Annotated in this window: 21 protein-coding genes and 1 pseudogene; 16 read left to right on the top strand and 6 right to left on the bottom strand. The window is 41.6% G+C overall.

The features are described 5' to 3' along the window. The first annotated feature begins 351 nt into the window (after positions 1-351). The 14 genes and pseudogenes from DW930_RS01240 (at position 352) to DW930_RS01310 (ending at position 14,471) form a co-directional block, all read left to right on the top strand. The gene (locus tag DW930_RS01240; protein ID WP_117744347.1) at positions 352-663 is read left to right on the top strand and encodes a hypothetical protein; all 312 of its coding nucleotides are present in this window, start codon (positions 352-354) and stop codon (positions 661-663) included. A gap of 211 nt (positions 664-874) precedes the next feature. Further along, positions 875-1,762, top strand: a complete 888-nt coding sequence (locus tag DW930_RS01245) for a DUF4300 family protein (RefSeq protein WP_123159117.1) — start codon at positions 875-877, stop codon at positions 1,760-1,762. A gap of 3 nt (positions 1,763-1,765) precedes the next feature. Beyond that, a complete protein-coding gene (locus DW930_RS01250) occupies positions 1,766-2,179 on the top strand; it encodes a hypothetical protein (RefSeq protein WP_123159118.1) in 414 nt (137 codons plus the stop codon). Between the two features lie 66 nt (positions 2,180-2,245). Then, positions 2,246-3,097 (top strand): CbrC family protein, encoded by an 852-nt coding sequence (locus DW930_RS01255; RefSeq protein ID WP_123159119.1) that lies wholly within the window; start codon positions 2,246-2,248, stop codon positions 3,095-3,097. 41 nt (positions 3,098-3,138) lie between these two features. Further along, positions 3,139-3,889, top strand: a pseudogene (locus DW930_RS01260) (CPBP family intramembrane glutamic endopeptidase). Between the two features lie 199 nt (positions 3,890-4,088). Continuing rightward, the gene (locus DW930_RS01265) at positions 4,089-4,763 is read left to right on the top strand and encodes an ankyrin repeat domain-containing protein (protein ID WP_120701868.1); all 675 of its coding nucleotides are present in this window, start codon (positions 4,089-4,091) and stop codon (positions 4,761-4,763) included. A 129-nt stretch (positions 4,764-4,892) separates the two neighbouring features. Further along, the gene (locus tag DW930_RS01270) at positions 4,893-6,329 is read left to right on the top strand and encodes a helix-turn-helix domain-containing protein (protein ID WP_123159120.1); all 1,437 of its coding nucleotides are present in this window, start codon (positions 4,893-4,895) and stop codon (positions 6,327-6,329) included. Positions 6,330-6,642: 313 nt separating this feature from the next. Further along, positions 6,643-8,151, top strand: coding sequence for a glycerol kinase GlpK (gene glpK / locus DW930_RS01275; RefSeq protein ID WP_048788803.1), 1,509 nt, complete (start codon positions 6,643-6,645; stop codon positions 8,149-8,151). Between the two features lie 33 nt (positions 8,152-8,184). Continuing rightward, positions 8,185-10,011 carry a type 1 glycerol-3-phosphate oxidase gene (gene glpO, locus DW930_RS01280; protein ID WP_123159121.1) on the top strand — a complete coding sequence of 609 codons (1,827 nt, stop codon included), beginning with the start codon at positions 8,185-8,187 and terminating at the stop codon, positions 10,009-10,011. Positions 10,012-10,081: 70 nt separating this feature from the next. After that, positions 10,082-10,783 (top strand): MIP/aquaporin family protein, encoded by a 702-nt coding sequence (locus DW930_RS01285; RefSeq protein WP_123159122.1) that lies wholly within the window; start codon positions 10,082-10,084, stop codon positions 10,781-10,783. Between the two features lie 667 nt (positions 10,784-11,450). Continuing rightward, complete coding sequence (locus DW930_RS01295; RefSeq protein WP_023023545.1) at positions 11,451-12,215, top strand: (S)-acetoin forming diacetyl reductase; 765 nt, start codon at positions 11,451-11,453, stop codon at positions 12,213-12,215. Between the two features lie 174 nt (positions 12,216-12,389). Further along, positions 12,390-12,992: a hypothetical protein gene (locus DW930_RS01300; RefSeq protein ID WP_123159123.1), complete on the top strand. Its 603-nt coding sequence runs from the start codon at positions 12,390-12,392 to the stop codon at positions 12,990-12,992. Between the two features lie 109 nt (positions 12,993-13,101). Continuing rightward, positions 13,102-13,737, top strand: coding sequence for a copper homeostasis protein CutC (locus tag DW930_RS01305; RefSeq protein ID WP_023023434.1), 636 nt, complete (start codon positions 13,102-13,104; stop codon positions 13,735-13,737). A gap of 74 nt (positions 13,738-13,811) precedes the next feature. Then, the gene (locus DW930_RS01310) at positions 13,812-14,471 is read left to right on the top strand and encodes an MmcQ/YjbR family DNA-binding protein (protein ID WP_117744335.1); all 660 of its coding nucleotides are present in this window, start codon (positions 13,812-13,814) and stop codon (positions 14,469-14,471) included. A gap of 95 nt (positions 14,472-14,566) precedes the next feature. Here the strand turns inward: DW930_RS01310 and DW930_RS01315 are convergent, their stop codons facing one another. From DW930_RS01315 to DW930_RS01330, 4 genes are all read right to left on the bottom strand, one after another. Beyond that, on the bottom strand, positions 14,567-15,229 hold the full coding sequence (locus DW930_RS01315) for a hypothetical protein (protein ID WP_123159124.1): 663 nt from the start codon (positions 15,227-15,229) through the stop codon (positions 14,567-14,569). A gap of 139 nt (positions 15,230-15,368) precedes the next feature. Beyond that, on the bottom strand, positions 15,369-16,637 hold the full coding sequence (locus DW930_RS01320) for a PLP-dependent aminotransferase family protein (protein WP_123159125.1): 1,269 nt from the start codon (positions 16,635-16,637) through the stop codon (positions 15,369-15,371). Positions 16,638-16,725: 88 nt separating this feature from the next. Then, positions 16,726-17,373: a hemolysin III family protein gene (locus tag DW930_RS01325; RefSeq protein ID WP_023026889.1), complete on the bottom strand. Its 648-nt coding sequence runs from the start codon at positions 17,371-17,373 to the stop codon at positions 16,726-16,728. A 2-nt stretch (positions 17,374-17,375) separates the two neighbouring features. Further along, the gene (locus tag DW930_RS01330) at positions 17,376-17,819 is read right to left on the bottom strand and encodes a DUF1836 domain-containing protein (RefSeq protein WP_042361110.1); all 444 of its coding nucleotides are present in this window, start codon (positions 17,817-17,819) and stop codon (positions 17,376-17,378) included. Between the two features lie 95 nt (positions 17,820-17,914). On the opposite strand from DW930_RS01330, the gene yaaA reads away from it, so the two are divergent. Beyond that, positions 17,915-18,643, top strand: coding sequence for a peroxide stress protein YaaA (gene yaaA, locus DW930_RS01335; protein ID WP_023026887.1), 729 nt, complete (start codon positions 17,915-17,917; stop codon positions 18,641-18,643). 116 nt (positions 18,644-18,759) lie between these two features. Here yaaA and DW930_RS01340 read toward each other — a convergent pair whose 3' ends face one another. Further along, positions 18,760-19,206, bottom strand: coding sequence for a MarR family transcriptional regulator (locus DW930_RS01340; RefSeq protein WP_023026886.1), 447 nt, complete (start codon positions 19,204-19,206; stop codon positions 18,760-18,762). A 298-nt stretch (positions 19,207-19,504) separates the two neighbouring features. On the opposite strand from DW930_RS01340, the gene DW930_RS01345 reads away from it, so the two are divergent. Next, positions 19,505-20,683, top strand: a complete 1,179-nt coding sequence (locus DW930_RS01345) for a pyridoxal phosphate-dependent aminotransferase (RefSeq protein ID WP_120701871.1) — start codon at positions 19,505-19,507, stop codon at positions 20,681-20,683. A 193-nt stretch (positions 20,684-20,876) separates the two neighbouring features. Here the strand turns inward: DW930_RS01345 and DW930_RS01355 are convergent, their stop codons facing one another. Beyond that, complete coding sequence (locus tag DW930_RS01355) at positions 20,877-21,929, bottom strand: cell surface protein (RefSeq protein ID WP_123159126.1); 1,053 nt, start codon at positions 21,927-21,929, stop codon at positions 20,877-20,879. Positions 21,930-22,110: the final 181 nt, after the last annotated feature.

Raw genomic sequence — 22,110 nt, forward strand, 5'->3', positions numbered from 1 at the left:
GTGATGATTTCAAAACAAGTTCAATGAAAACTATACAAGATCAACTGAAAACATTTTTAATGGACCATCACTACTATGAAGTAGCTATTCCCCTGATTAGACAATTAAGTAAGAGTTACGATCATTATTATAAAAAACTAACTGAGGCAAGTAACTATTATTTAAAGTAAAAGGAAGATGCACCACAGTAATTCGGAAATCAATATACTTCATAAGATTTAACGATGAAGAGATAGAGTGAGGGATGACTTGCCTTAGCTCTATTTTTCGGTTCCTTTAGTTGTACTTTTCCCCTACATAGGTGTATAATGTGTCCTTGGGTAAAGAAATTAGTAGAGTAAGGTGATTTATATGGAATTAAAAGATTTTACAGAAAAAGAACAAGAACAGATCAACCAAGGTTTGAGTACAGCTGAGATTTCTGATAAAGAAGCGGCGAAGAAGTTGCTTGCTCTTGTACCGCAAGAATGGGTCAAGCGTATTCCTTTCTTTGTCAGAGGGCATGCGACAACAAAGACGATCGAACGTGTGGCTATGCGCTATCCTGAACTCTATGCCGTGGCCAAACGCCAAGGAGACCTTCCTGAAAAAGAACGGGAAGAATTGCGTGTCATCATGACGGAAGTCTTTGAAGAAAAGATGAACAAACATAAGATTAAATAGGATTCATTATTCATTAAAGAGCTGGACAGTCTGCCAGCTCTTTTTTTGCTACCTATAAAGTTTCCTCATTTCGTGAAAAATAGTTGGAGCTAAGTCCGTTTTAAACTATAATATAGGAGAAGGAGATTCGATAGGAAAAAGAAATGAATCATGTTATGAAACGCGATTCCATATTACAAACCATCTTAGTATATAGAAAAGGAAAAAATTTATGAAACCATCTAAAAAAATCATGCTCCTTACTAGCTGTGCCTTGGCGATTTTTGCTTTATCGGCTTGTGGGACCAATCAAAAGCAATCCAAAGAAAAGCAGGAAACCTCCACTGTCCAGCAGTCCAGCTCAGACAAGGAGCACTACAAGGGTACCTACAGCAATCTCAATAGCAAGGAAAGTGTCGAAGAAGTACGGGCTCTCTTGTCTGCTTATTTGGATCAGGAGAGTGTAGACAAGTTTCTTGGTCTCGTAACGGACTATGATAATATCGTTGGATCTGTTGGCTTGACGGGCGACTTTACCACCTTCAAAAAGACGGAATACGATGTGGAGAAGATTAGTGACTTGTGGACCAAGAAAAAGGGAGATTTCGTCGGAACCAACTGCCGGATCAATAGTTATACCTTGTTGAAGAATCGCATCGAGATTCCTAAGCAAAAGGCGGATAGTGAACTCTTGTTCGTGGACAATGATGCGATTGAAAAAGGGAAAGTCTTCGATGAGGCAGACAAGGAAGCCTTTAACATTCTGTATTCACGGGTTCCGACAGAGGATACAACGGATGTCAAGGTCCATGCTAAAAAGATGGAAGAGTATTTTGCCAATTTCAAATTCAATGAAAATGCCCGCATGCTTTCCGTAATCGTTCATGATAACCTAGATGGCAATTCCCTATTTGTCGGGCACGTCGGTGTCTTGGTTCCTGCCAAGGACGGCTACCTCTTTGTCGAAAAGCTGACCTTTGAAGAGCCCTATCAAGCGATCAAGTTTGCGACCAAGGAAGATGTCTACAAATACTTGGAGACCAAATACCAGGATTACACAGGTGAAGGTCTAGCCAAGCCCTTTATCATGGACAATGAAAAATGGGTTGAAATGAAATAGAGGATGCAGGGTAGCGTGTTAGAAATTAGAAAGATGATGGAGAGTGCTCCGATTCTATTTGTGCTAGTTTTCTTGCTCTTTTTCAGTCTTCTCCTTTTCCTGAGAAGAAGACTAATCGTGAAACGTAGTGGCGGTCCCTTCTTTGCCCCTTTTCATATTAGCTATGGTATCTTCTACATTCATGAGCCTTGGTGTTTCAGTCGGCGAATGATCCCATTGAAAGAGATGAAGCAGATAACCTATTTATTGCTCCGTGGTCGCGCTGGTGGTGGGAGTCGCTATGCTTTCTATATCGAACTCAGAAATGGAAAGACCATTCCCTTCTTTTTTGGTAAAAGTAAACAGAATGAACTGTTGGTTGAAAAACTCAAGCAAAATGCTGGTAAGTATGGGTTTAAAGTACATTTTCAATGCTAGAATACAATCACCTGAAGAAAAAAAACTAGGATTTGATTCTCTGTAAAAACGAAAGTGAGCAATTCTATGAACGATTCTATTAAAGAATATATCCACTTAAAAAAACAGTTCCAAGCGCAAGATAAGGATTCATCCAGCGTGCTGGCTTTCTATGAATTTGCGGATCGGCTGACCGTACTGGGTACTCCAGAAGCTAAGCAGGTCTTGGTGGATGTGTATCAGGAGTTGGGCTTGTATGCCAGTGCCTTTGCTCTCTTTTCAGAGCTAGTAGGCAAGTCTGATCGCAAGCAAGTTAAGAAACTTTTCACCTTAGAAAAGATGAGTCTAAGTCATGGAGATCGCTTTGCTCTCTCTCGTCCCTTGACCGAAAAAGAAAAAGAGGCTCATAAGGAGAAAGTCAGTGAATTGCCAACCTTCCGCTATCATCCGGATCCACTAGCGACGGGTTCCTTTAAGGAAGGCGAGCCTAAGACCTGCCCTTCGTGTGGGGAAGATCACACCATCTATTATGCTCTGAGACCTTATTGTGTAGAAGAGCTAAGACATCTCTGTCCAACTTGTATTTCTACTGGTCGTGCTGCCCAAAAGTTTGAAGCAGAGTTTATCCAAGATGCTGATTGGCAAGGGGTAATGGATAAGGAAAAAGACCAGATCCTCTTCTGTCAAACTCCAGGCTATAGTAGCTGGCAAGGCGAAAATTGGCTCTCCTGTTGCCAAGATTATTGTGCTTATTTGGGAACCGTGGGCACTCGTGAACTGGAAGAGATGGGCATTGCAGAGCAAGTTTTGGAAGAATATGAGGCGCGTGATGAATTTCAGGATGTGGCTGAATACTTAGTCAAGGATGGTGACATGTGTGGCTACCTCTTTCGATGTCTCCATTGTGAACAATACCATCTTTGGGTCGATGCGGATTAGGGTGCAATCTATCTAATTGATTATCCCGTTACGGAGGAAAAATGAAAAAAATATTTTTAGAACAAGGCGTTGCCTTCTGGTATTCGGTAACTGCCCTCCTTGCTACTTTTCTAGTAGGGCAAAGTTGAACTATGGTTTTTCTCAGATGGAAGGAGTTTGGGAGGCTCTTTGCTTTTCATCCTGATGAATTCGATTCCTATGATAACGGCTATTTGCTTTTCCATCGTCTTAGGTGAAACCAGATCCCTTGGAGAATTTTTCAAACAAACTTTTTTACAGAAAGAGAGCACCAAGACTTGGTTTCTAACTTTGCTAATTCCAGTCATCTATTATGGGATCTCATTCTTGCTCATGAATGTTAGCATTACAGGGAACTCCCTCTTGGCCTTCTTCCTGTATTTCCCATGGACTTTTTTATATGGAGGTCTAGAAGAAGTTGGATGGCGTTGGTTTTTACAAGAGCATCTTTCCTTTAGCAAGCACTTTGTATCTAAAATGATGGCACTTTCCCTTGTTTGGTTCCTCTGGCATATCCCTATCTATCAACTTCCTTGGATTACAGCAGGTTCGTCCAACTATCTCATTTTTTACCTGATGATTTTAGGGAATACCTTCCTATTTGGAGCTCTCAAGGAGTATTCGAAAGGAGCTGTTCCCTGTATCCTCGCTCATATGCTGATCGATAGTCTGGCTGTTCTCATGCTAGTTCAGAGTTCACTTACTCAGATTATTCTTCTGGTTATTTTTGAAATTCTATTAGCCTCTTGGCTAGTAGCTATACGAAAATCATAAAAAAGCTTTCAATCTCTCATCCAATTTCGATGGGAGGTTTCTTTTTTATCAGGTGATAAAATAAAACTGTTTAGCTAATGACACAATCCATCATATAGGAGTCTGTAAAGTGATATAATCAATGTAACGAAGAAATCATAGATGGGACAAAATTTAACAACAGTGTCATTCTGATCCGTAATATGAGAGGGGGAAGACCATGCAAAAAACTTTTCAGTTATTGCGAAGAGGAGATATCGAAGGAGTCCGTCAGATATTGGATAGAAAGCCTGAAGAAGTCAATGCAGTTTCAGGTGATAAACCTAAGAGAGATCAAGGCCAATCCCTTCTGCAAGTCGCTATTAAATCGGGACATTTAGATATTGCGGACTTACTCATTGATAGAGGGGCAGATCTTAACTTTATTGAAGAGCCGACAGAGCTGAATCCATTTTGTCAGCCGGTCATCCAAACAGCCGGTGGAAGAGCTGTATTTGACTGTAGGCGGATGATCAAACGTTGGAATGGTCAATATGAGATGTATTCGTCTAAGGAAAAGGCTGACCAATCCTTCAAGGTTTTTAAAAAAATGTTGGAACTTGGAGCAGATATCTCTCAGAAGGATAGTCATGGGGGAACTTTATTACAAACTATTTTAATAGAAACGAAGGAAGTTCTGCCATTTTTTTCTTGGAGAACAAAAGAAACAAGCGATAATGTTCTCATAACGGATGAATTACGTCATGATTTAAATCGTATTTATGATCTTTTGATTCGTTACGGTGTGACTTCGGAAGAGATTTCTGTCTATTATAAAGTTCCTCTCAAAGAACTTTACCAAGACAGCCCGACAATGGAATTTTTAAATCGGTTGGATTCGAGCAGATCTTTATAAGCATTTTACATAAAAAGAAGAGCCTTAGGGCTCTTTTTGCTTATGCTGATGAGGATAGAAACAGATTGTTTTTTGTTTTGGCTAAATTATGGTACTCTAAGGATAGAATAATGGAAGGGTTTTCTGAAAATGCATTTAGCTGATTTAATGGAAAAAAGTGAGGGTGGGCAGTTTTTAATCTTGTCTCATCTGCTACAACATTCTCCAAGCAGTCTGTCAGAAGTGATGGCGGAGACAGATTTTTCCAAAGCAACCTTGAACAAATATCTTTCACTAATCAATGACAAGGCCCAAGAGAATCAGCTGGCCCTTTCCATTGAGTTAGAAGATGAACATCTTCGCCTTCTTGTGGGGGCAGATACAAAGGGGCGTGACATTCGGCGGGCTTTTTTGGACAATTCGATCAAGTACCAACTATTGATCTATTTACTTTATCATGGCCAGTTTCAAGCCCAGCAACTAGCTCAGGAACTCTTGATTAGTGAAGCGACATTAGGACGTCATATTTCGGGCTTAAACAAATTATTAACTGAGTTTCAATTTTCCATCCACAATGGGCGACTCAAGGGCCCTGAACATAAGATTCGTTATTTTTATTTTGGTTTGTTACGAAAGGTCTGGGCTAGTGCAGACTGGAAACAAGAACTTGACAAGAAGGAAAGACAAAGCGAAATTGAAACCTTAGAAGAACTCTGTGGTGCCAAGTTGTCTCAAGGCCAACGCTTGGATTATGTTCTCTGGTCCCATATTACTCAGCAACGACTTAAGGTCAATGCCTGTCAGTTTCAAGAAATTGAACAGAAGATGAAGGGCTATACGGACAACATTTATTACCAACGGTTGTTTGGTCGGGTAAACCAGCTCTTTTCTGGGAAACACATTGCTCTTAGCCATGATGATGGAGAGATGTTAGTCCTCTTTGCTTTCCTTGTTACCCATCGGATCCTTCCGCTTCATACGATGGAGTACATCTTAGGCTTTGGGGGCGAGATTGGTCATCTGACAACGCAACTCATTCAAGAGATGAAAACCCAGAAGTTATTAGGAGATTATATCGAAGGCCCAGTGACCTATGAGCTCAGCCAAATTTGTGGACAGGTCTATCTTTTTACAGGCTACCTTCTTCAAGATAAATATAAGTTCCAACTTGAAAACCACAATCCCTATGTCTTTAGTAGTCATGATTATAGAGAAGTAGCAGATACTATCTTTAGTAAACTTCCCATCTTTTGCCAAGGGACAGCTCTGGATAAAAAAATCAAATGGGAGTGGCTCCAATTAATAGAGTATATCGCAGAAAATAGTGGGAGACAAATTAAGATCGGACTAGACTTAACAGTGGGCTATCTAGGCTATACACGGATGACTGAAACCCTCAAGCGCTATCTAGAGTACAATCGTTTTATTACCATTGAAGCCTTTGATCCATCTTCAACTTACGATTTGATCGTGACCAATAATCCGATTAGTCTTACCCAGCGGATTCCTGTCTATTATTTAAAATATGATTTAGATATGATCGATCTAGCCAATATTCGCCAGATGATCTACCAAGAAGAAGGTTAATAAAGCTATTCAATGCTTGATGAGACTTTTATGATATTATTGAGCTGAATTAGTAGTAATTAAAAAATTGAGGTTAGGAAGAACAGATTCTAAACGAATTGTTCTGCCTAGCTTTTTTATTAGATTTTTCTAAAAATTTCATTTTTTCTAAGTCTTAGAAATCCTTATGAAACAAGGGTTCTGAATCCATCTACTCAAATTTTTTAAAATTCTTAAAAAAATTGATGGACATGAAAGCGGTTTATTTTGTATACTAGACAATGTAAGGAGTACGTCTCCTAAAGAATATTTCTTTTTCCCAGGAGGACAGTTCATGTCACAAGAAAAATACATTATGGCCATTGACCAAGGAACAACAAGTTCAAGAGCCATCATTTTTAATAAAAAAGGAGAAAAAGTAAGCTCTAGCCAAAAAGAGTTCACGCAAATTTTCCCTCAAGCTGGTTGGGTTGAACACAATCCAAATGAAATCTGGAACTCTGTTCAGTCTGTTATCGCTGGTGCCTTTATCGAGAGTGGCATCAAACCAGGACAAATCGAAGCTATCGGAATTACCAACCAACGGGAAACAACCGTTGTTTGGGATAAGAATACTGGACTTCCAATCTACAATGCCATTGTCTGGCAGTCTCGCCAAACTGCTCCTTTAGCTGAACAGCTTAAGAGCCAAGGGTATGTCGAAAAATTCCACCAAAAAACAGGTTTGGTCATTGATGCCTACTTCTCAGCAACTAAGATTCGCTGGATCTTGGACCATGTAGAAGGAGCACAAGAACGTGCTGAAAAAGGAGAATTGCTCTTTGGAACCATCGATACTTGGTTGGTTTGGAAGTTGACAGACGGAGCTTCTCACGTAACAGACTATTCAAACGCTGCTCGTACCATGCTCTACAATATTAAAGACCTAAAATGGGATGATGAGATTTTGGAAATTCTTAATATTCCGAAGGCTATGCTTCCAGAAGTTCGTTCTAACTCTGAAATCTATGGGAAAACAGCTCCTTTCCATTTCTACGGAGGAGAAGTGCCTATCTCTGGTATGGCAGGTGACCAACAAGCAGCCCTCTTTGGACAGTTGGCCTTCGAACCAGGTATGGTCAAAAACACTTATGGTACTGGCTCTTTCATCATCATGAATACCGGTGAAGAGATGCAGTTATCTGAAAACAACTTGTTGACTACCATTGGATATGGAATCAATGGTAAAGTCTACTACGCTTTGGAAGGATCTATCTTTATCGCTGGTAGTGCCATTCAATGGCTTCGTGATGGTCTACGCATGGTGGAAAGCTCACCTGAATCTGAACAATATGCACGTGATTCTCACAACAACGATGAAGTTTATGTGGTACCGGCCTTCACAGGTCTAGGAGCACCATACTGGAATCAAAATGCTCGTGGTTCTGTCTTTGGCTTGACTCGTGGAACAACCAAAGAAGACTTTATTAAGGCGACTCTTCAATCCATTGCTTACCAAGTACGGGATATCATTGATACTATGCAGGTTGATGCTAAGACGGCTATTCAAGTCCTTAAAGTGGACGGTGGAGCAGCTATGAATAACTTCTTGATGCAGTTCCAAGCGGATATTCTTGGTATTGATATTGCTCGTGCTAAAAACTTGGAAACAACAGCTTTGGGGGCAGCCTTCCTTGCAGGTCTATCAGTCGGCTACTGGAAAGACCTAGATGAATTGAAAGAACTCAATGCAACTGGTGAACTATTCGAGCCTTCTATGAACGAATCTCGTAAAGAACAACTCTACAAGGGATGGAAGAAAGCTGTTAAAGCAACCCAAGTCTTTGCAGAAACAGAAGACTAGTCAAGACTCCAGTAGGATAGAAAGTGAAGAATTATGGAATTTTCAAAGAAAACACGTGAATTATCGATTAAGAAAATGCAAGAACGCACCCTGGATCTTTTGATCATCGGGGGTGGGATAACAGGTGCTGGGGTAGCCTTGCAGGCAGCAGCCAGTGGTCTTGAAACTGGTTTGATCGAGATGCAGGACATTGCGGAAGGAACCTCCAGCCGTTCAACAAAATTGGTCCACGGTGGACTTCGCTACCTCAAACAATTTGACGTAGAAGTGGTATCAGATACGGTATCAGAACGTGCTGTAGTGCAACAAATTGCTCCTCATATTCCAAAACCAGACCCAATGCTCTTACCTGTCTATGATGAAGCTGGGGCAACTTTCAGCCTCTTCCGTCTCAAGGTAGCCATGGACCTCTATGACCTCTTGGCAGGTGTCAGCAATACACCAGCTGCCAACAAGGTTTTGACCAAGGAAGAAGTGTTGGCTCGGGAGCCTGAGTTGAAACAAGAAGGTCTTGTCGGTGGTGGGGTTTACCTAGACTTCCGAAACAATGATGCTCGTTTGGTGATTGAAAATATCAAACGTGCCAACCAAGATGGGGCCCTCATTGCCAATCACGTAAAAGCAGAAGGATTCCTCTTTGATGAATCTGGTAAGATCACAGGTGTAGTGGCGCGTGATCTCTTGACAGATGAGGTCTTTGAAATCAAGGCTCGTTTGGTGATTAATACAACTGGTCCTTGGAGCGATAAAGTGCGTAATCTCTCAAATAATGGAGAGCAGCATTCACAAATGCGTCCAACCAAGGGTGTTCACTTGGTCGTAGACTCAAGCAAGATCAAGGTTTCTCAACCTGTATACTTCGACACTGGTCTTGGAGACGGTCGGATGGTCTTCGTCTTGCCACGGGAGAACAAAACTTACTTTGGAACAACGGATACAGACTACACTGGGGACTTAGAGCATCCAAAAGTAACCCAAGAAGATGTCGACTACTTGTTAGGTATCGTAAATAACCGATTCCCAGAAGCTCACATCACCATAGATGACATCGAAAGTAGCTGGGCTGGTCTCCGTCCTTTGATCTCAGGAAATAGTGCTTCTGACTACAATGGTGGTAACAACGGAACCATCAGTGATGAAAGCTTTAATACTTTGATTACAACAGTTGAAGGCTATCTTTCTAAAGAAAAATCTCGTGAAGATGTTGAATCAGCAATCAGCCACTTGGAAGGTAGCACTTCTGAAAAACACTTGGATCCATCTGCTGTCTCACGTGGATCAAGCCTCGATCGCGATGACAATGGTCTTTTGACCCTTGCTGGTGGGAAGATTACAGACTACCGTAAGATGGCTGAAGGGGCTATGGAGCGTGTCTTGAACATTCTTAAGGAAGAGTTCGACCGTCAGTTTAAGTTAATCAACTCTAAGACCTATCCAGTATCAGGTGGAGAAATTAACCCAACGAACGTGGATTCTGAAATCGAAGCCTTTGCTCAACTTGGCGTATCTCGTGGTTTGGATAGCAAGGAAGCTCACTACCTAGCTAACCTATACGGATCCAATGCACCTAAGGTCTTCGCCCTTGCTCATAGCGTGGAACAGGCACCTGGATTGAGCTTGGCTGATACCTTGTCACTTCACTATGCAATGCGCAATGAATTGGCACTCAGCCCAGTTGATTTCCTTCTTCGTCGTACCAACCACATGCTCTTTATGCGGGATAGCTTAGATGCGATGATCGAACCTGTTTTGGATGAAATGGGCCGCTTCTATGAATGGTCAGAAGAAGAAAAAGTTGGCTACCGCAAAGACTTGCAAGTCGCTTTGGAAAACAATGACTTGGAAGCATTAAAAAACTAAGAAAAACAAAAAAGGGGTTGGAAAGAAGACTGTCTAACCTTCCCCTCTTTATAATGGAGAATTAAATCATATGAAAGAATTATTTGGTGAATTTTTAGGAACTTTAATCCTCATTCTTCTGGGAAATGGGGTTGTAGCAGGAGTGGTTCTTCCAAAAACGAAAAGCCACAACTCAGGTTGGATCGTCATTACTCTTGGTTGGGGGATTGCGGTTGCTGTCGCAGCCTTCATCTCTGGTAAGTTAAGTCCGGCCCATTTGAACCCTGCAGTAACAATTGGGGTTGCTCTTAATGGTGGCCTAGCTTGGGCATCTGTCATTCCTTATATCCTTGCACAATTTGCCGGAGCCATGGTCGGTCAAGTCCTTGTCTGGTTGCAGTTCAAACCGCATTACTTAGCAGAAGAAAATCCTGGAAATATCCTTGGAACATTCAGTACTGGTCCAGCAATTAAGGACACTACTTCAAACCTCATCAGTGAAATCCTTGGAACCTTTGTCTTGCTACTAACTATCTTTGCGCTTGGTCTTTATGACCTTCAAGCAGGGCTTGGTACCTTTGCTGTAGGTACCTTGATTGCGGGGATTGGTTTGTCTCTTGGTGGAACCACAGGTTCCGCTCTCAACCCAGCTCGTGACTTAGGTCCTCGTATCATGCACAGCCTCCTTCCTATTCCTAACAAAGGAGATGGTGACTGGGGTTACGCTTGGATCCCAGTAGTTGGTCCAATCATCGGTGCAGTACTTGCAGTAGCAGTCTTTAAAATGTTTTAAAAAATGAAAGAGGCTGGGACAAAAGTCCTAGCCTCTCAATTGTCTTTGGATTATCGAGCAAGACGCAGTGGTTGAGTGGGCTCTACCACGCTGATTTCATCAGCTTTTACAGCCCTACTCAACTGTGAGGAGGTGGGACGACGAAATCGAATTCTAACGAATTACCGATTTCTGTCCCACTCTCTTTTAAAATACTGTATCAGATAAAGAGAGCTTTGTACGTTCTAACTTAAAACAAGCTATAAGAAATGTAAAACGCAATAAAGAAAATAATGATCGCAATAATGTATTGAACTGGTTTAGGTAGGTTATTCAATTTATCCATGAATTCTTTCATTGTTAGATCTCCTTATTATTTGATTGTCTTATAATTAGTGTAGCATGAAATAAGGCCCAAAACAATAGGCAATAGGAGTGTTTTTGTCAAGATATAAAACCCTTTTCAAAATTATTATAATCAGTTAATCTATTACTAAATAAAGATAAGATAGATTGTAAAATACTTTAGAAAATAACAGGCTAGAGTTTGACACTTTTTTCACAAAGGAGTATACTGTTAGCATAGTTTTGGAAGGAACTTATGATAGATTCACCCAAAACTGACTGTCAACCTTTGCTGTTCTTCTATGAACGTTTGCTGGTATCGGGGATACCAAGGAGGAATCATATGTCTAAAGTAGCTATTGTCACAGGTGCAGGTCAAGGGATCGGTTTTGCGATTGCAAAACGATTGGTACAAGATGGCTTCAAGGTCGGAGTCTTAGACTACAATGCTGAGACAGCAGAAAAAGCAGTGGCTGAATTGTCAGCTGAAAATGCTTTTGCGGTCGTTGCTGATGTCTCCAAACAAGCTGAAGTGGCTGCAGCTTTCCAAAAAGTTGTGGATCATTTCGGAGATTTAAATGTTGTCGTTAACAACGCTGGTGTTGCTCCAACTACACCACTTGATACGATTACAGAAGAACAATTTGAACGCACTTTTGCCATCAACGTTGGTGGTGTCATCTGGGGTGCTCAAGCTGCACAAGCTCAATTCAAGGCGCTTGGCCATGGCGGAAAAATCATCAATGCAACTTCACAAGCAGGTGTTGTAGGTAACCCTAACTTGACTGTCTATGGTGGTACTAAGTTTGCAGTTCGTGGTATCACTCAAACTTTGGCACGTGACTTGGCTGATTCAGGTATTACTGTCAATGCGTATGCACCTGGTATCGTTAAGACTCCAATGATGTATGATATCGCTCATGAAGTTGGTAAGAACGCTGGTAAAGATGACGAATGGGGTATGCAAACTTTCGCTAAAGATATTACCCTTAAACGTTTGTCCGAACCCGAAGATGTCGCTGCAGCGGTTAGCTTCCTTGCTGGTCCTGATTCAAACTACATTACAGGACAAACCATCATCGTGGATGGTGGGATGCAATTCCATTAACATTCAAATAGGGGTTGGGATTTTTTCCACCTCTTTTCTTATGTGCACCTTATTCCTCTCGTTCGCTTTTTTTGAAAAATTAGGGTAGAATAGAAGTCGTATTTTAAAAAGAATAGATCAATAGTGATAGAGGTGAATTCTCTTCTATCCATCAAAACGAAAAGAGGTGACCATATGTGGAAATGGATCAAACGACTCATCGGACTGACCTTCCTCCTAGTTATTGTCTTAGCAGTTTTCTTGATACCAGCAAAGGTTTCGACTCAAGAGCAATTTAAAAATGTAACAGTGAATACTTCGCTGGTAGATCTGGCTCAAGAAGGCTTCTCTACAGCAGACGTGACTGCTTCTGGCCTGCAAACAGAGCTTCAACTGAATTCTCCTCAATTGCGCCAAGTTATTAAATCCATGGCAGGGGGAATGACAGATGAAACTCTCCTCAATACAGCAGTTGCTATGAATGGAGAGTATATCAATGTTCAGGTTCCGATTGAACTGGGACCGGTGGAAACCATGGTGAGCATGGACTTTTCAGCTAGTGTGACGGATCAGCAATTGACCTTGAACTTAGAACGAGCTCGACTAGGTCATCTGCCGATTCCACGTAGCTTGGTCGCTTCAAAGATTGCAGAAAAAGTTAACCAAGAGGGAACAGGAGCTACTATGACAGGGAATCACATTCAACTGACCTTGCCGACAAGTGGCTACCAAATCCATTCTGTCAAGGTCGAAAAAGGGAACATGCTACTACAAATTATTGTTCCAATTTCTTATTAAGGATCAACCATTGGTTTCTGATGATGCCGATGGTTTTTCTAATTGACAAAGCATTGAAAAAAGAGTAAGGTAGAACAAGAAAACGATTTCAAATACAGGGAGATTTAGGATGCCGTTATATGAATTTTGTGCAGAGAACATAACACTGTTAGAGAAGGCTTTTCAAGCAGGAGCGCGTCGTGTAGAATTATGTGATAACTTAGCGGTTGGAGGTACGACTCCAAGCTATGGTGTGATCAAAGAGGCTGTGAAGCTTGCTAAAGATTATCAGGCAAAGGTCATCGTTATGATTCGTCCACGAGGTGGAGATTTTGTATACTCTGAGCAAGAGCTAGACATAATGTTAGAAGACTGGAAAATTGCCCGTGACCTGGGTGTTGATGGTTTAGCTGTTGGGGCTTTGACTGCTGACAATCAGCTGGATAAAGATGCCATGCTTCGTTTCATCGAAGCCAGTCAAGGATTTGAATTGACCATGCATATGGCATTTGACCAGATTCCTTTAGAAGATCAAGCTGCGAGTATCGAGTGGATGAAGAAAGTAGGCGTGACGAGACTATTAACAAGAGCCGGCAGTCCAGAAACAGACTTAGAACAACGGTTGCAACGCTACGAAGAGTATGCCCAGCTTGCAGATCGCCAGTTAGAAATCTTGGCAGGTGGAGGAGTCTCTTTGGAGAATCGTCAGCTTTTCCTTGATGTTCCAGGGGTGGATCAGGTCCATGGAACTCGTGTTGTCTTTTAAAGATATATGAGTTGAGGAAGAAATCTCAGCTCTTTTTTCTTGATTTTTGGTATACTGGAGGAAAGGAGTAGTACGTGTTTTTACCAGATTATTTTGAGAAATACAGTATAGACAATGAAAAAGCTCTAGCTTATGGGTTTTCAAAGCAGGGAGAGAAGTTTCACTATGATCAACAGATCCTGGATGGAGACTTCAAACTTTATGTGACTGTCCAAAGTAAGCAAGTGCATTTTTGGCTAGTGGATCAGGAGACAGGCGACGACTATGTGCAGCTTCATATGGACCAGATGGTTGGTCAATATGTTGGCCAAGTCAGAGAAGCTTGCCAGCAGGCCTTAGAGGATATCAGAAGCTCCTGTTTTGCTGTCAAAGATTTTTTGTATCCTCAGACCAAGCGCTTGGTGGATTGGATCAGCCGGCAATATGACCGTCCTATCGAATACCTCTGGGACCGTTCTCCGGACTCGGGCGTCTTCCGTCATCAAAAGGATCTCAAATGGTTTGGCGTCTTGATGAAGATAGACTGGTCCAAGCTAGATGCGAGGCAGGAAGGGAAGATTGAGGTCTTAAATCTTAAACAGGATCATGTCAGCCAACTCTTAGAAGAGTCTCCTTTCTATCCGGCCTACCATATGAACAAGAAATACTGGATTAGTATTCCCTTGGATGGACGAGTAGAGGATGATTATCTTTTCGACCTTGTGGCCAAGAGTTGGAACTTGACCAAGAAGTAAGGGTTTAACCCAATTGATTTGTGAAAGTGAATAAAACATAAAAAAAGAATGTTAAGGGGTCAACATTCTTTTTTTTATTGAAGAATTTCCTGCACTTATTGCTCTTTGGTCAATGAGAAGTGGAAATCTCTGTAATTGCTATAGTCAAACTCTGTATTGATATCTGTTGTGAAGGCTATCGGAGTATAATGACCTTCCTCAAGGATAAATCCTGGTTTGAAGCGGAAATTTGCTACTCCTAATCCAGTAATACCAGGAAGTAGTGCATCTGCGCCATTAAGACCTTCTGACTCCCAGTAATAAACATTACCAGATGCTTGAATAGCTCTTGCAGTATAGGTGGCTGTGCGGGTTGGTTCACTATCATTTTTAAAGCTAACGACAGTTGTAATATCTCCATTGGCTTCAATAGTCATTTTGATGCTATCTGCCTGAGGGCTAGATCCTACCCAAGTACCGACAAGTCCTGCAGGAACAACTGCTTGATCAGTTGAAGATGTATCTTCTGTCTTGTTCGGTTCAGTTGAAGCTGACGGGTTACTTGCCTGACTTGAAGGAGTAGTATTTTCTTTTGCTTGAGAAGAAGAAGCTGTAGCTTTTTTATTCAAGCTAGCTTTTGGTTTTTTCTCAACTTTCGAGCTAGAAGCTTTTTCGGATGAGGAAGTTGTTTTATCTTTTGAGCCACACCCTCCCAAAGCAAGTCCAAATGATGCAGCCACAAGAGAGGCTGCAGTCCAACGAATCAAAGATCGTTTCATAATATCACCTCTTTATCTTTCTGACTTAGATTATACTCCTATTGTTACAGATGTCAAGTGATATTTGTAATAAATGTAATTTTTTTGTAACATAGTTTTATATATAAAATAACTCAAGAAATAGAAAGGATAGGATGAATTATAGATAAGCGATAATTTGGGGTAATACCTCTTCCAGTTTGTCCTGATTGATACGGGCAAAGGCATAGGGACAGCTTTGAATATAGGCAGATTCGAAGAAGTGGAGAGGGAGACCGCTATGTTTCAGACGAGCGACCGAAGGGACCTGTCTCAAATCTAGTAAGACTCCTCCAATGACTGGCCACACGGGGACGGACAGGGAATGTTGCTGGAGTAGGGAAGCAGCTTGCTCTTTTTGGATGACTTGTTGTTGGTGAAGGAGCCCTTTGTTTTTTACAAACATGCCATTGTCAATATAGAGGCTCAAGGCCTTCTGCATGACCAAGTTACTTTCGTAGTCGAGTGTACCCTTGAGTTTTAAGACAGGGGAAAGAAGTGCTTGGGGCAGGACCATAGAAGTAATGCGGAGGGCAGAAAAGAGGCTGGTAGAAAAGGACTTGATGTAGATGACCCGGTCAGATGCATCCAGATAATGAAAGCTAGGAGAAAAATGTGGATCATAATCTCCCAAGTAATCGTCCTCGACAATATAGACATCATAGAGTTCTGCTAAGGCCAAAATCTGTTCCTTCTCTTGTTTGCTATAACTATGTCCCAGAGGATAATGGTAGCGGGGAATGGTATAGAAAAATTTGATCCTGCCACTTTTGAAAATGGCTTCCAGTTGGTCAAAGTCAATTCCTTGAGGCAAGCGATTGATGCTTTGATAAGGTAAGTCTTGCTCCTGAATTAATTTATTGATGCGGTAATAGGTTGGTTGCTCTACTAGGATTTCTTCTTTTTGGTTTGGGAAGGCGACCTGGCTTAGGAGGTAGAGGGCTTGCTGGGTTCCTGAGGTGATAACGATTTGTTGCTCCTGGGTATAAATCGCATCTTCTCGCAGGAGAGAAGCAATAGATTGACGGAGATCGACAAGACCTTCTTGTTTTTCATAGTAGTTGAAGAGGTAATTATCACGACCGACAAGGGTTTCGTTGATACAAGTCCGAAAGTCTTCAAAGGCCTGGAAGCGATCTTCCTTGAGGCGAAGAGGCAGGTCGGTATGCTTTCCAGTCTCTTCCTCCAGGACATAATAGCCGCTTTGGGGCTTAGCATAGATATAGTTCTTGTAGCTGAGCTCGAGCAGGGCCCGTTGGACGGTATCCTTACTGCAGGCATACTGACTGGCTAGTTGGCGAACGGAAGGCAGGCGGTCTCCAGTTTTTAGGATCCCCTGGTCAATCTGGTTTTTCAATGTAGTAAAAATCTTTTGGTATTTGGTTGTCATAACTGTCCCCGTACAATTTTTCTTTATTGTAGTCAATTGGGTGTAAAAAAGCAACTAAAAAGTGACTCCCTATAAGAGAGTCACTGTCTTACATGACATACACAATCGCGATATATTGGAGAGCAGAAGCGGCTAAGATGAAGAGGTGCCAAATCATATGGAAATAAGGTTTCTTTTTGGCGTAAAATCCAGCTCCAACTGTATAACACAGGCCACCCATCAGCATCAAACCCCAGAAGGTTGGACTTGTTTGGCTGATGATCTGTGGGATAATGAAAATCACCAACCATCCCATAATCAAATAGAGGGCCAAGCTGAATTTTTCATTTACCTTCTTAGCAAAAATCTTGTAGAGTATCCCAAAGATAGTCGTCCCCCATTGAATCAGGATAATGGCATAGCCGAACCAGTTGTTCATGAGAGAAAGAACGACGGGTGTATAGCTACCTGCAATGGCAATATAAATCATGGAGTGATCGATAATGCGAAGGACATACTTTTGAGGTGAGTCATAGGCCATGGCATGGTAAATTGTCGATGAGAGAAACATGAGAAAGAGACTGATGACAAAAATCGAGGTCCCGACAGCTGCTAAAGTCCCATGTGTTTCATAACTATAGATAGCAGAAGTTGGAATGAGAAAGAGCATCAAAACAGCCCCGACTGCATGGGTGACACTATTTGCGATTTCTTCTCCAAAGGATAATCGTTTACTTAATTTACTAGCATAATTCACTTTTATTTTTCCTCCTCAGAATGAACATGGATATAGGATAGGGTTTCTTGGTAGAGCAAAACGGTACGACAGGCAGATCCGATAATGGGTGCTAAAGGTTCTTTCTCTTCATGGAGAAAGTCCACAAAACTATTGTAGAGGTCTGCGGAGTTGGCTTGACTCTGCAAGAGGTTCAAGGTAGCCGCGATCTCTTGAATCGAAAAAACCGTCTTTAAGGTTGTAATAGCAATGAGACGGGCAACCTGCTGTCGCTTGTATTTCTTCTTATCTGGTTTTGGCAGGTAGCCGTGTTTAACGTAATTATTGACCATGGAAGCCGTTAAGCCCTTGTCTGTTTCTGAGATAAAAGGCGCACACACCTTATTGACATAGAGGAGGACTTGGTCCAAATAAAGATCAATATCAGGAATTTCTTCCCACTTGGGATAACTGTAGTTGAATAAAATAGTTATTACCTCTTTGTTATCTAGTTTTAATAACTAGATGATAACATGATGGTAATTTTATGTCAAGCGAAAATGAAATATGGTACAATAAATCTATGAAACTATTAATTCCAACTGCAAAAGAAATGAATCTGGATACCCCAGAAAAAACGGGTTATCCTGTATCAAATGAGACACAAGCGGTCATCGATGCCTTAGCTTCATTATCTCTAGAAGAGTTAGCCTCACTTTATAAGATTACTGAAGAGCGGGCAAGTGAAGAAGAGCAACGAATCCGAGCGCTCAAGTCGGGTACAGCTAAGACCTATCCAGCTTTGAATCTCTTCGACGGTCTCATGTACCGGAATATCCGCCGTACGGACTGGACGGAAGCAGAAGCGGCTTATGTGCAAGACCATCTCTTGATCACCTCAGCTCTTTATGGGGTGATTCCGGCCCTTACTCCGATTGCTCCCCATCGTTTGGACTTTCTCATGAAGCTTAAGGTCCAGGGGAAATCCTTAAAGACTTTTTGGAAGGCTAGCTATGATCAAGCTCTTCAGGAGGAAGATCTAATTATTTCTTTGCTTTCCAGTGAGTTTGAAACCGTCTTTTCTAAGGAGATTCAAGATCGGATGGTGACTTTTAAATTCCTTGAAGAGAAGAATGGGCTGTTGAAGGTTCACTCAACCATTTCAAAGAAAGCGCGTGGGGCTTTTGTGACAGCTTTATTAGAGAAGCAGATTACAAAGGTAGAAGAGATGAAGCAGCTAACCTTTAGTGGCTTTGCATACCAGTCTGACTTATCAACTGAAAAACAATTAGTCTTTGTGAAATATGAGTAAAATAGAAGGTACTAGTCAACAGAGACTAGTACTTTTTTTCAAGAATCAAAAAACGTGTTCATAGCTGGCAACTGTAGTTAGTTGGCTATGAACACGACTAATTGAATGGTTAGAATTTAGTGGGAGCCCTTTAATTTTTTCAGAAGAGTTTGAAGTTGTTTTTGCTCTTCTTCGCTAAAGACACCCATGACTTTTTGAACATTACGTATATGATCAGGAAGAACTTCGATAATTTTTTTACGGCCCTTTTCTGTCAAAGAAACGATACAAGCACGACGGTCATCTGGATCGATTTCGCGCTTGATCCATCCATCACGCACCATATTTCGAATCACGACGGTCATATTTCCAGAGGTCGCTAAAATACTGTCAATCAGGTTCTGGATACGGAGATCCCCCTTACTGTACAAGGTTTCCAAAACGGAAAACTGAGTAGGGGTCAACTGATGATCCTTAAAGACATGAGACTCTGCTGCACGAAAAGTCCGTTCCGCCTTGTGAAAGACAATCATGGTTTTTAATTCTGTTTGGGCTTCTTCAAATAGTTTTTCTAAATTCTTCATACTATCATTTTAGCAATAAATAGTATTAGACGCTATTAAGCCTTAATATCAAATAGATTACAGGCGGGTGACAAGATAATGGATTTATCAACAGAAGAAAAAATGACTGTTAACTTTAGTGTCAAATTATTTTTTTGTCGAATAGTAAGGAGTAGTAAAGTTTCTTTGAATCCTTAGTAAAATCTTGCTCCAAGTCTAATCTATGGTGTATAATATAGGTATTGTAGACAGTTTCTGGTAGAGTCTAAGTCTAAATTGGTTCGTCTGGAACTAGTCCCAGATAGAAAGTAGGTAAGGTATGAAAATTTCTGATCGTGTATTAAAGATGGAAGAAAGTGTCACCCTGGCAAGTGATGCCAAAGCAAAAAAATTAAAGGCAGAAGGAAAAGATATTCTCTTTCTAACCTTGGGCCAGCCTGATTTTCACACTCCTGAGAATATTCAAGATGCTGCAGTAGAAGCCATTCGGGATGGGCGGGCTTCCTTTTATACGGTTGCTTCCGGCCTGCCAGCATTAAAGGCTGCCGTCAATACCTATTTCGAACGCTATTATGGATATTCAGTATCACCAAACCAAGTCACTTTTGCGACTGGAGCGAAGTTCTCGCTCTATACCTTCTTTATGGCTGTGCTCAATCCAGGTGATGAGGTCATTATCCCGACACCGTACTGGGTCAGCTATGGGGACCAGGTCCTAATGGCGGAAGGGGTTCCTGTCTATGTCAAGGGGCACCAAGTCAATGATTTTAAAGTTTCCGTTGAACAATTGGAAGAAGCTCGGTCGGAAAAGACGAAGGTTTTGGTCTTGAATTCTCCATCTAACCCGACAGGTATGATTTATAGCAAGGAAGAACTCTTAGCCATTGGAAATTGGGCTGTTGAGCATGATATCCTCATCCTTGCAGATGATATCTATGGTCGCCTGGTCTATAACGGGAATGAGTTCGTTCCAATCTCAAGCTTATCCGAAGCCATTCGCAAACAAACCGTTGTCATCAACGGGGTTTCCAAAGCCTATGCCATGACTGGTTGGCGGGTTGGTTATGCGGTGGGTGACCCAGAAATCATTGCAGCCATGAGTAAGCTAACCGGTCAGACAACTTCCAATCTGACAGCTGTTTCTCAGTATGCTACGATTGAAGCCTTGACAGGTCCACAAGACTCAGTAGAGGTGATGCGTCAAGCCTTTGAGGAGCGCTTGAACACCATTTATCCTCTTTTGTGCGAAGTTCCAGGTTTTGATGTGATCAAGCCACAGGGAGCTTTCTATCTCTTCCCAAATGTCAAAAAAGCCATGGAGATGAAAGGTTATACGGATGTGACAGAGTTTGCAACTGCCATCCTGGAAGAAGTGGGAGTTGCCCTCATCACAGGTGCTGGATTTGGAGCTCCAGAGAATGTCCGTCTTAGCTATGCGACTGACTCGGAGACCCTGAAGGAAGCTGTTCGCCGCTTGCATCAATTTATGGAAAATTAAAAGAAAAGAGGCTGGGACAAAAGTCCTAGCCTCTCAATTGTCTTTGGATTGTCGAGCAAGACGCAGTGGTTGAGTGGGCTCTATTACGCTGATTTCACAGCTTTTACAGCCCTACTCAACTGTGCGGAGGTGGGACGACGAAATCGAATTCTAACGAATTACCGATTTCTGTCCCACTCTCTTCTTTATTGACTTATAAGTAATCAACAGAAAGAATTGTGCTTCCTTTTTTCACAGCTACACGGGTCTTAGCCCCATTGTTCCCTTTTGGAAGGCGGAATTTCTTTACTTCTGGTGTTGAAGGTTTTGATTGAGTCTTCTTACTAACAGGTACACGTGTTTTCACTCCCTTATTTCCTTTTGGAAGACGCAGTTTTTTAACAGGTTTTTCTGGAACAGAAGGTGTTGACGGTTTCTCAACAATTGGTGTGGTGACTTCTTTATAGAAATAGGTCACAGTAACCAAGTTAGAAACATGAAGTTTGTGGGAGGTCAATTCTTCTTTGTCAGCTGATTGGAAGGTATAAGTTTTTCCATTAGCTTGGATTTGAGCGGGTGCTGTTGGTAGACCAGCTTCATAAGCCAAATCGAGGCTCCGCTCGACGCTGTTTTCTTGGGAAGGTGCAATTTCTTGTCCCTTTTCGTCTACAAAACGAGCACGTTTTACAACTTCCGGATTCAAATCGATATCATCATAGAGATGGATGACTTCAATGACGGGCGCGGTGGCAGTGCCTTTTTCAGGAGCGCTATTGTATGAAAATCCATCTTTGATATCGAGATCAGAATATCTTACTCGATACCATGTTTTTCCGTTTTCGTCTGTAACCGTTGCTGGTCCATTTCCAGAGACGTCATATTCAGTAAAAGCACGGGCATTAACTGTCTTGTATACGATATCTGTTGAAGATGCAACTGGTGAAAAGTCTGGTTTCAGAGTCCGACGACGATGGATGACACGAATTTCAGAGATTCGTGGATCAACTGGAGTCTCAGCAGGAGCTGGGGTTGATTCCTCAGCCGTCAGGCTAGCTGTTTCTTCGCTCGGAAGTGGGGATATTGTTTCATTGGTAATTGCAGTAGCTGAACTCTCTGAAATGACTGAAACAGGAGCAACCGTATCTTGTCGTTCAGAGATAGGAGCAGTGACAGGGGCTGTCTGCTCATCAGCAAAAGTGGTTGTTGCGAGACTGAGGGCTAAAACAGCTGCACACAATCCCGTGGTGAGTTGAATTTTCTTTTTCATATTTTCCTCCTTATACATACTGATAGTATAACTTGCAAGCTTTTTACTTGTCAAAAATGACTGCTATTGAGACTTAAAATGACAGGATTTTCCTTTGAAAAATCAAAATATAGGATAAAATATTTAAATCGGTTCAAGAATTTGAAAAAGTTGATTTATTTTTTTATTAAAAGTCAGTTTT

Source organism: Streptococcus sp. AM43-2AT, from assembly GCF_003603405.1.
In the GTDB taxonomy this organism is placed as follows: domain Bacteria; phylum Bacillota; class Bacilli; order Lactobacillales; family Streptococcaceae; genus Streptococcus; species Streptococcus ilei.

Coding starts and splice junctions, on each gene's coding strand:
- DW930_RS01240 (WP_117744347.1), top strand. CDS start 352: ATGGAATTAAAAGATTTTACAGAAAAAGAACAAGAACAGATCAACCAA.
- DW930_RS01245 (WP_123159117.1), top strand. CDS start 875: ATGAAACCATCTAAAAAAATCATGCTCCTTACTAGCTGTGCCTTGGCG.
- DW930_RS01250 (WP_123159118.1), top strand. CDS start 1,766: ATGCAGGGTAGCGTGTTAGAAATTAGAAAGATGATGGAGAGTGCTCCG.
- DW930_RS01255 (WP_123159119.1), top strand. CDS start 2,246: ATGAACGATTCTATTAAAGAATATATCCACTTAAAAAAACAGTTCCAA.
- DW930_RS01265 (WP_120701868.1), top strand. CDS start 4,089: ATGCAAAAAACTTTTCAGTTATTGCGAAGAGGAGATATCGAAGGAGTC.
- DW930_RS01270 (WP_123159120.1), top strand. CDS start 4,893: ATGCATTTAGCTGATTTAATGGAAAAAAGTGAGGGTGGGCAGTTTTTA.
- glpK (WP_048788803.1), top strand. CDS start 6,643: ATGTCACAAGAAAAATACATTATGGCCATTGACCAAGGAACAACAAGT.
- glpO (WP_123159121.1), top strand. CDS start 8,185: ATGGAATTTTCAAAGAAAACACGTGAATTATCGATTAAGAAAATGCAA.
- DW930_RS01285 (WP_123159122.1), top strand. CDS start 10,082: ATGAAAGAATTATTTGGTGAATTTTTAGGAACTTTAATCCTCATTCTT.
- DW930_RS01295 (WP_023023545.1), top strand. CDS start 11,451: ATGTCTAAAGTAGCTATTGTCACAGGTGCAGGTCAAGGGATCGGTTTT.
- DW930_RS01300 (WP_123159123.1), top strand. CDS start 12,390: ATGTGGAAATGGATCAAACGACTCATCGGACTGACCTTCCTCCTAGTT.
- DW930_RS01305 (WP_023023434.1), top strand. CDS start 13,102: ATGCCGTTATATGAATTTTGTGCAGAGAACATAACACTGTTAGAGAAG.
- DW930_RS01315 (WP_123159124.1), bottom strand. CDS start 15,229: ATGAAACGATCTTTGATTCGTTGGACTGCAGCCTCTCTTGTGGCTGCA.
- DW930_RS01320 (WP_123159125.1), bottom strand. CDS start 16,637: ATGACAACCAAATACCAAAAGATTTTTACTACATTGAAAAACCAGATT.
- yaaA (WP_023026887.1), top strand. CDS start 17,915: ATGAAACTATTAATTCCAACTGCAAAAGAAATGAATCTGGATACCCCA.
- DW930_RS01340 (WP_023026886.1), bottom strand. CDS start 19,206: ATGAAGAATTTAGAAAAACTATTTGAAGAAGCCCAAACAGAATTAAAA.
- DW930_RS01345 (WP_120701871.1), top strand. CDS start 19,505: ATGAAAATTTCTGATCGTGTATTAAAGATGGAAGAAAGTGTCACCCTG.
- DW930_RS01355 (WP_123159126.1), bottom strand. CDS start 21,929: ATGAAAAAGAAAATTCAACTCACCACGGGATTGTGTGCAGCTGTTTTA.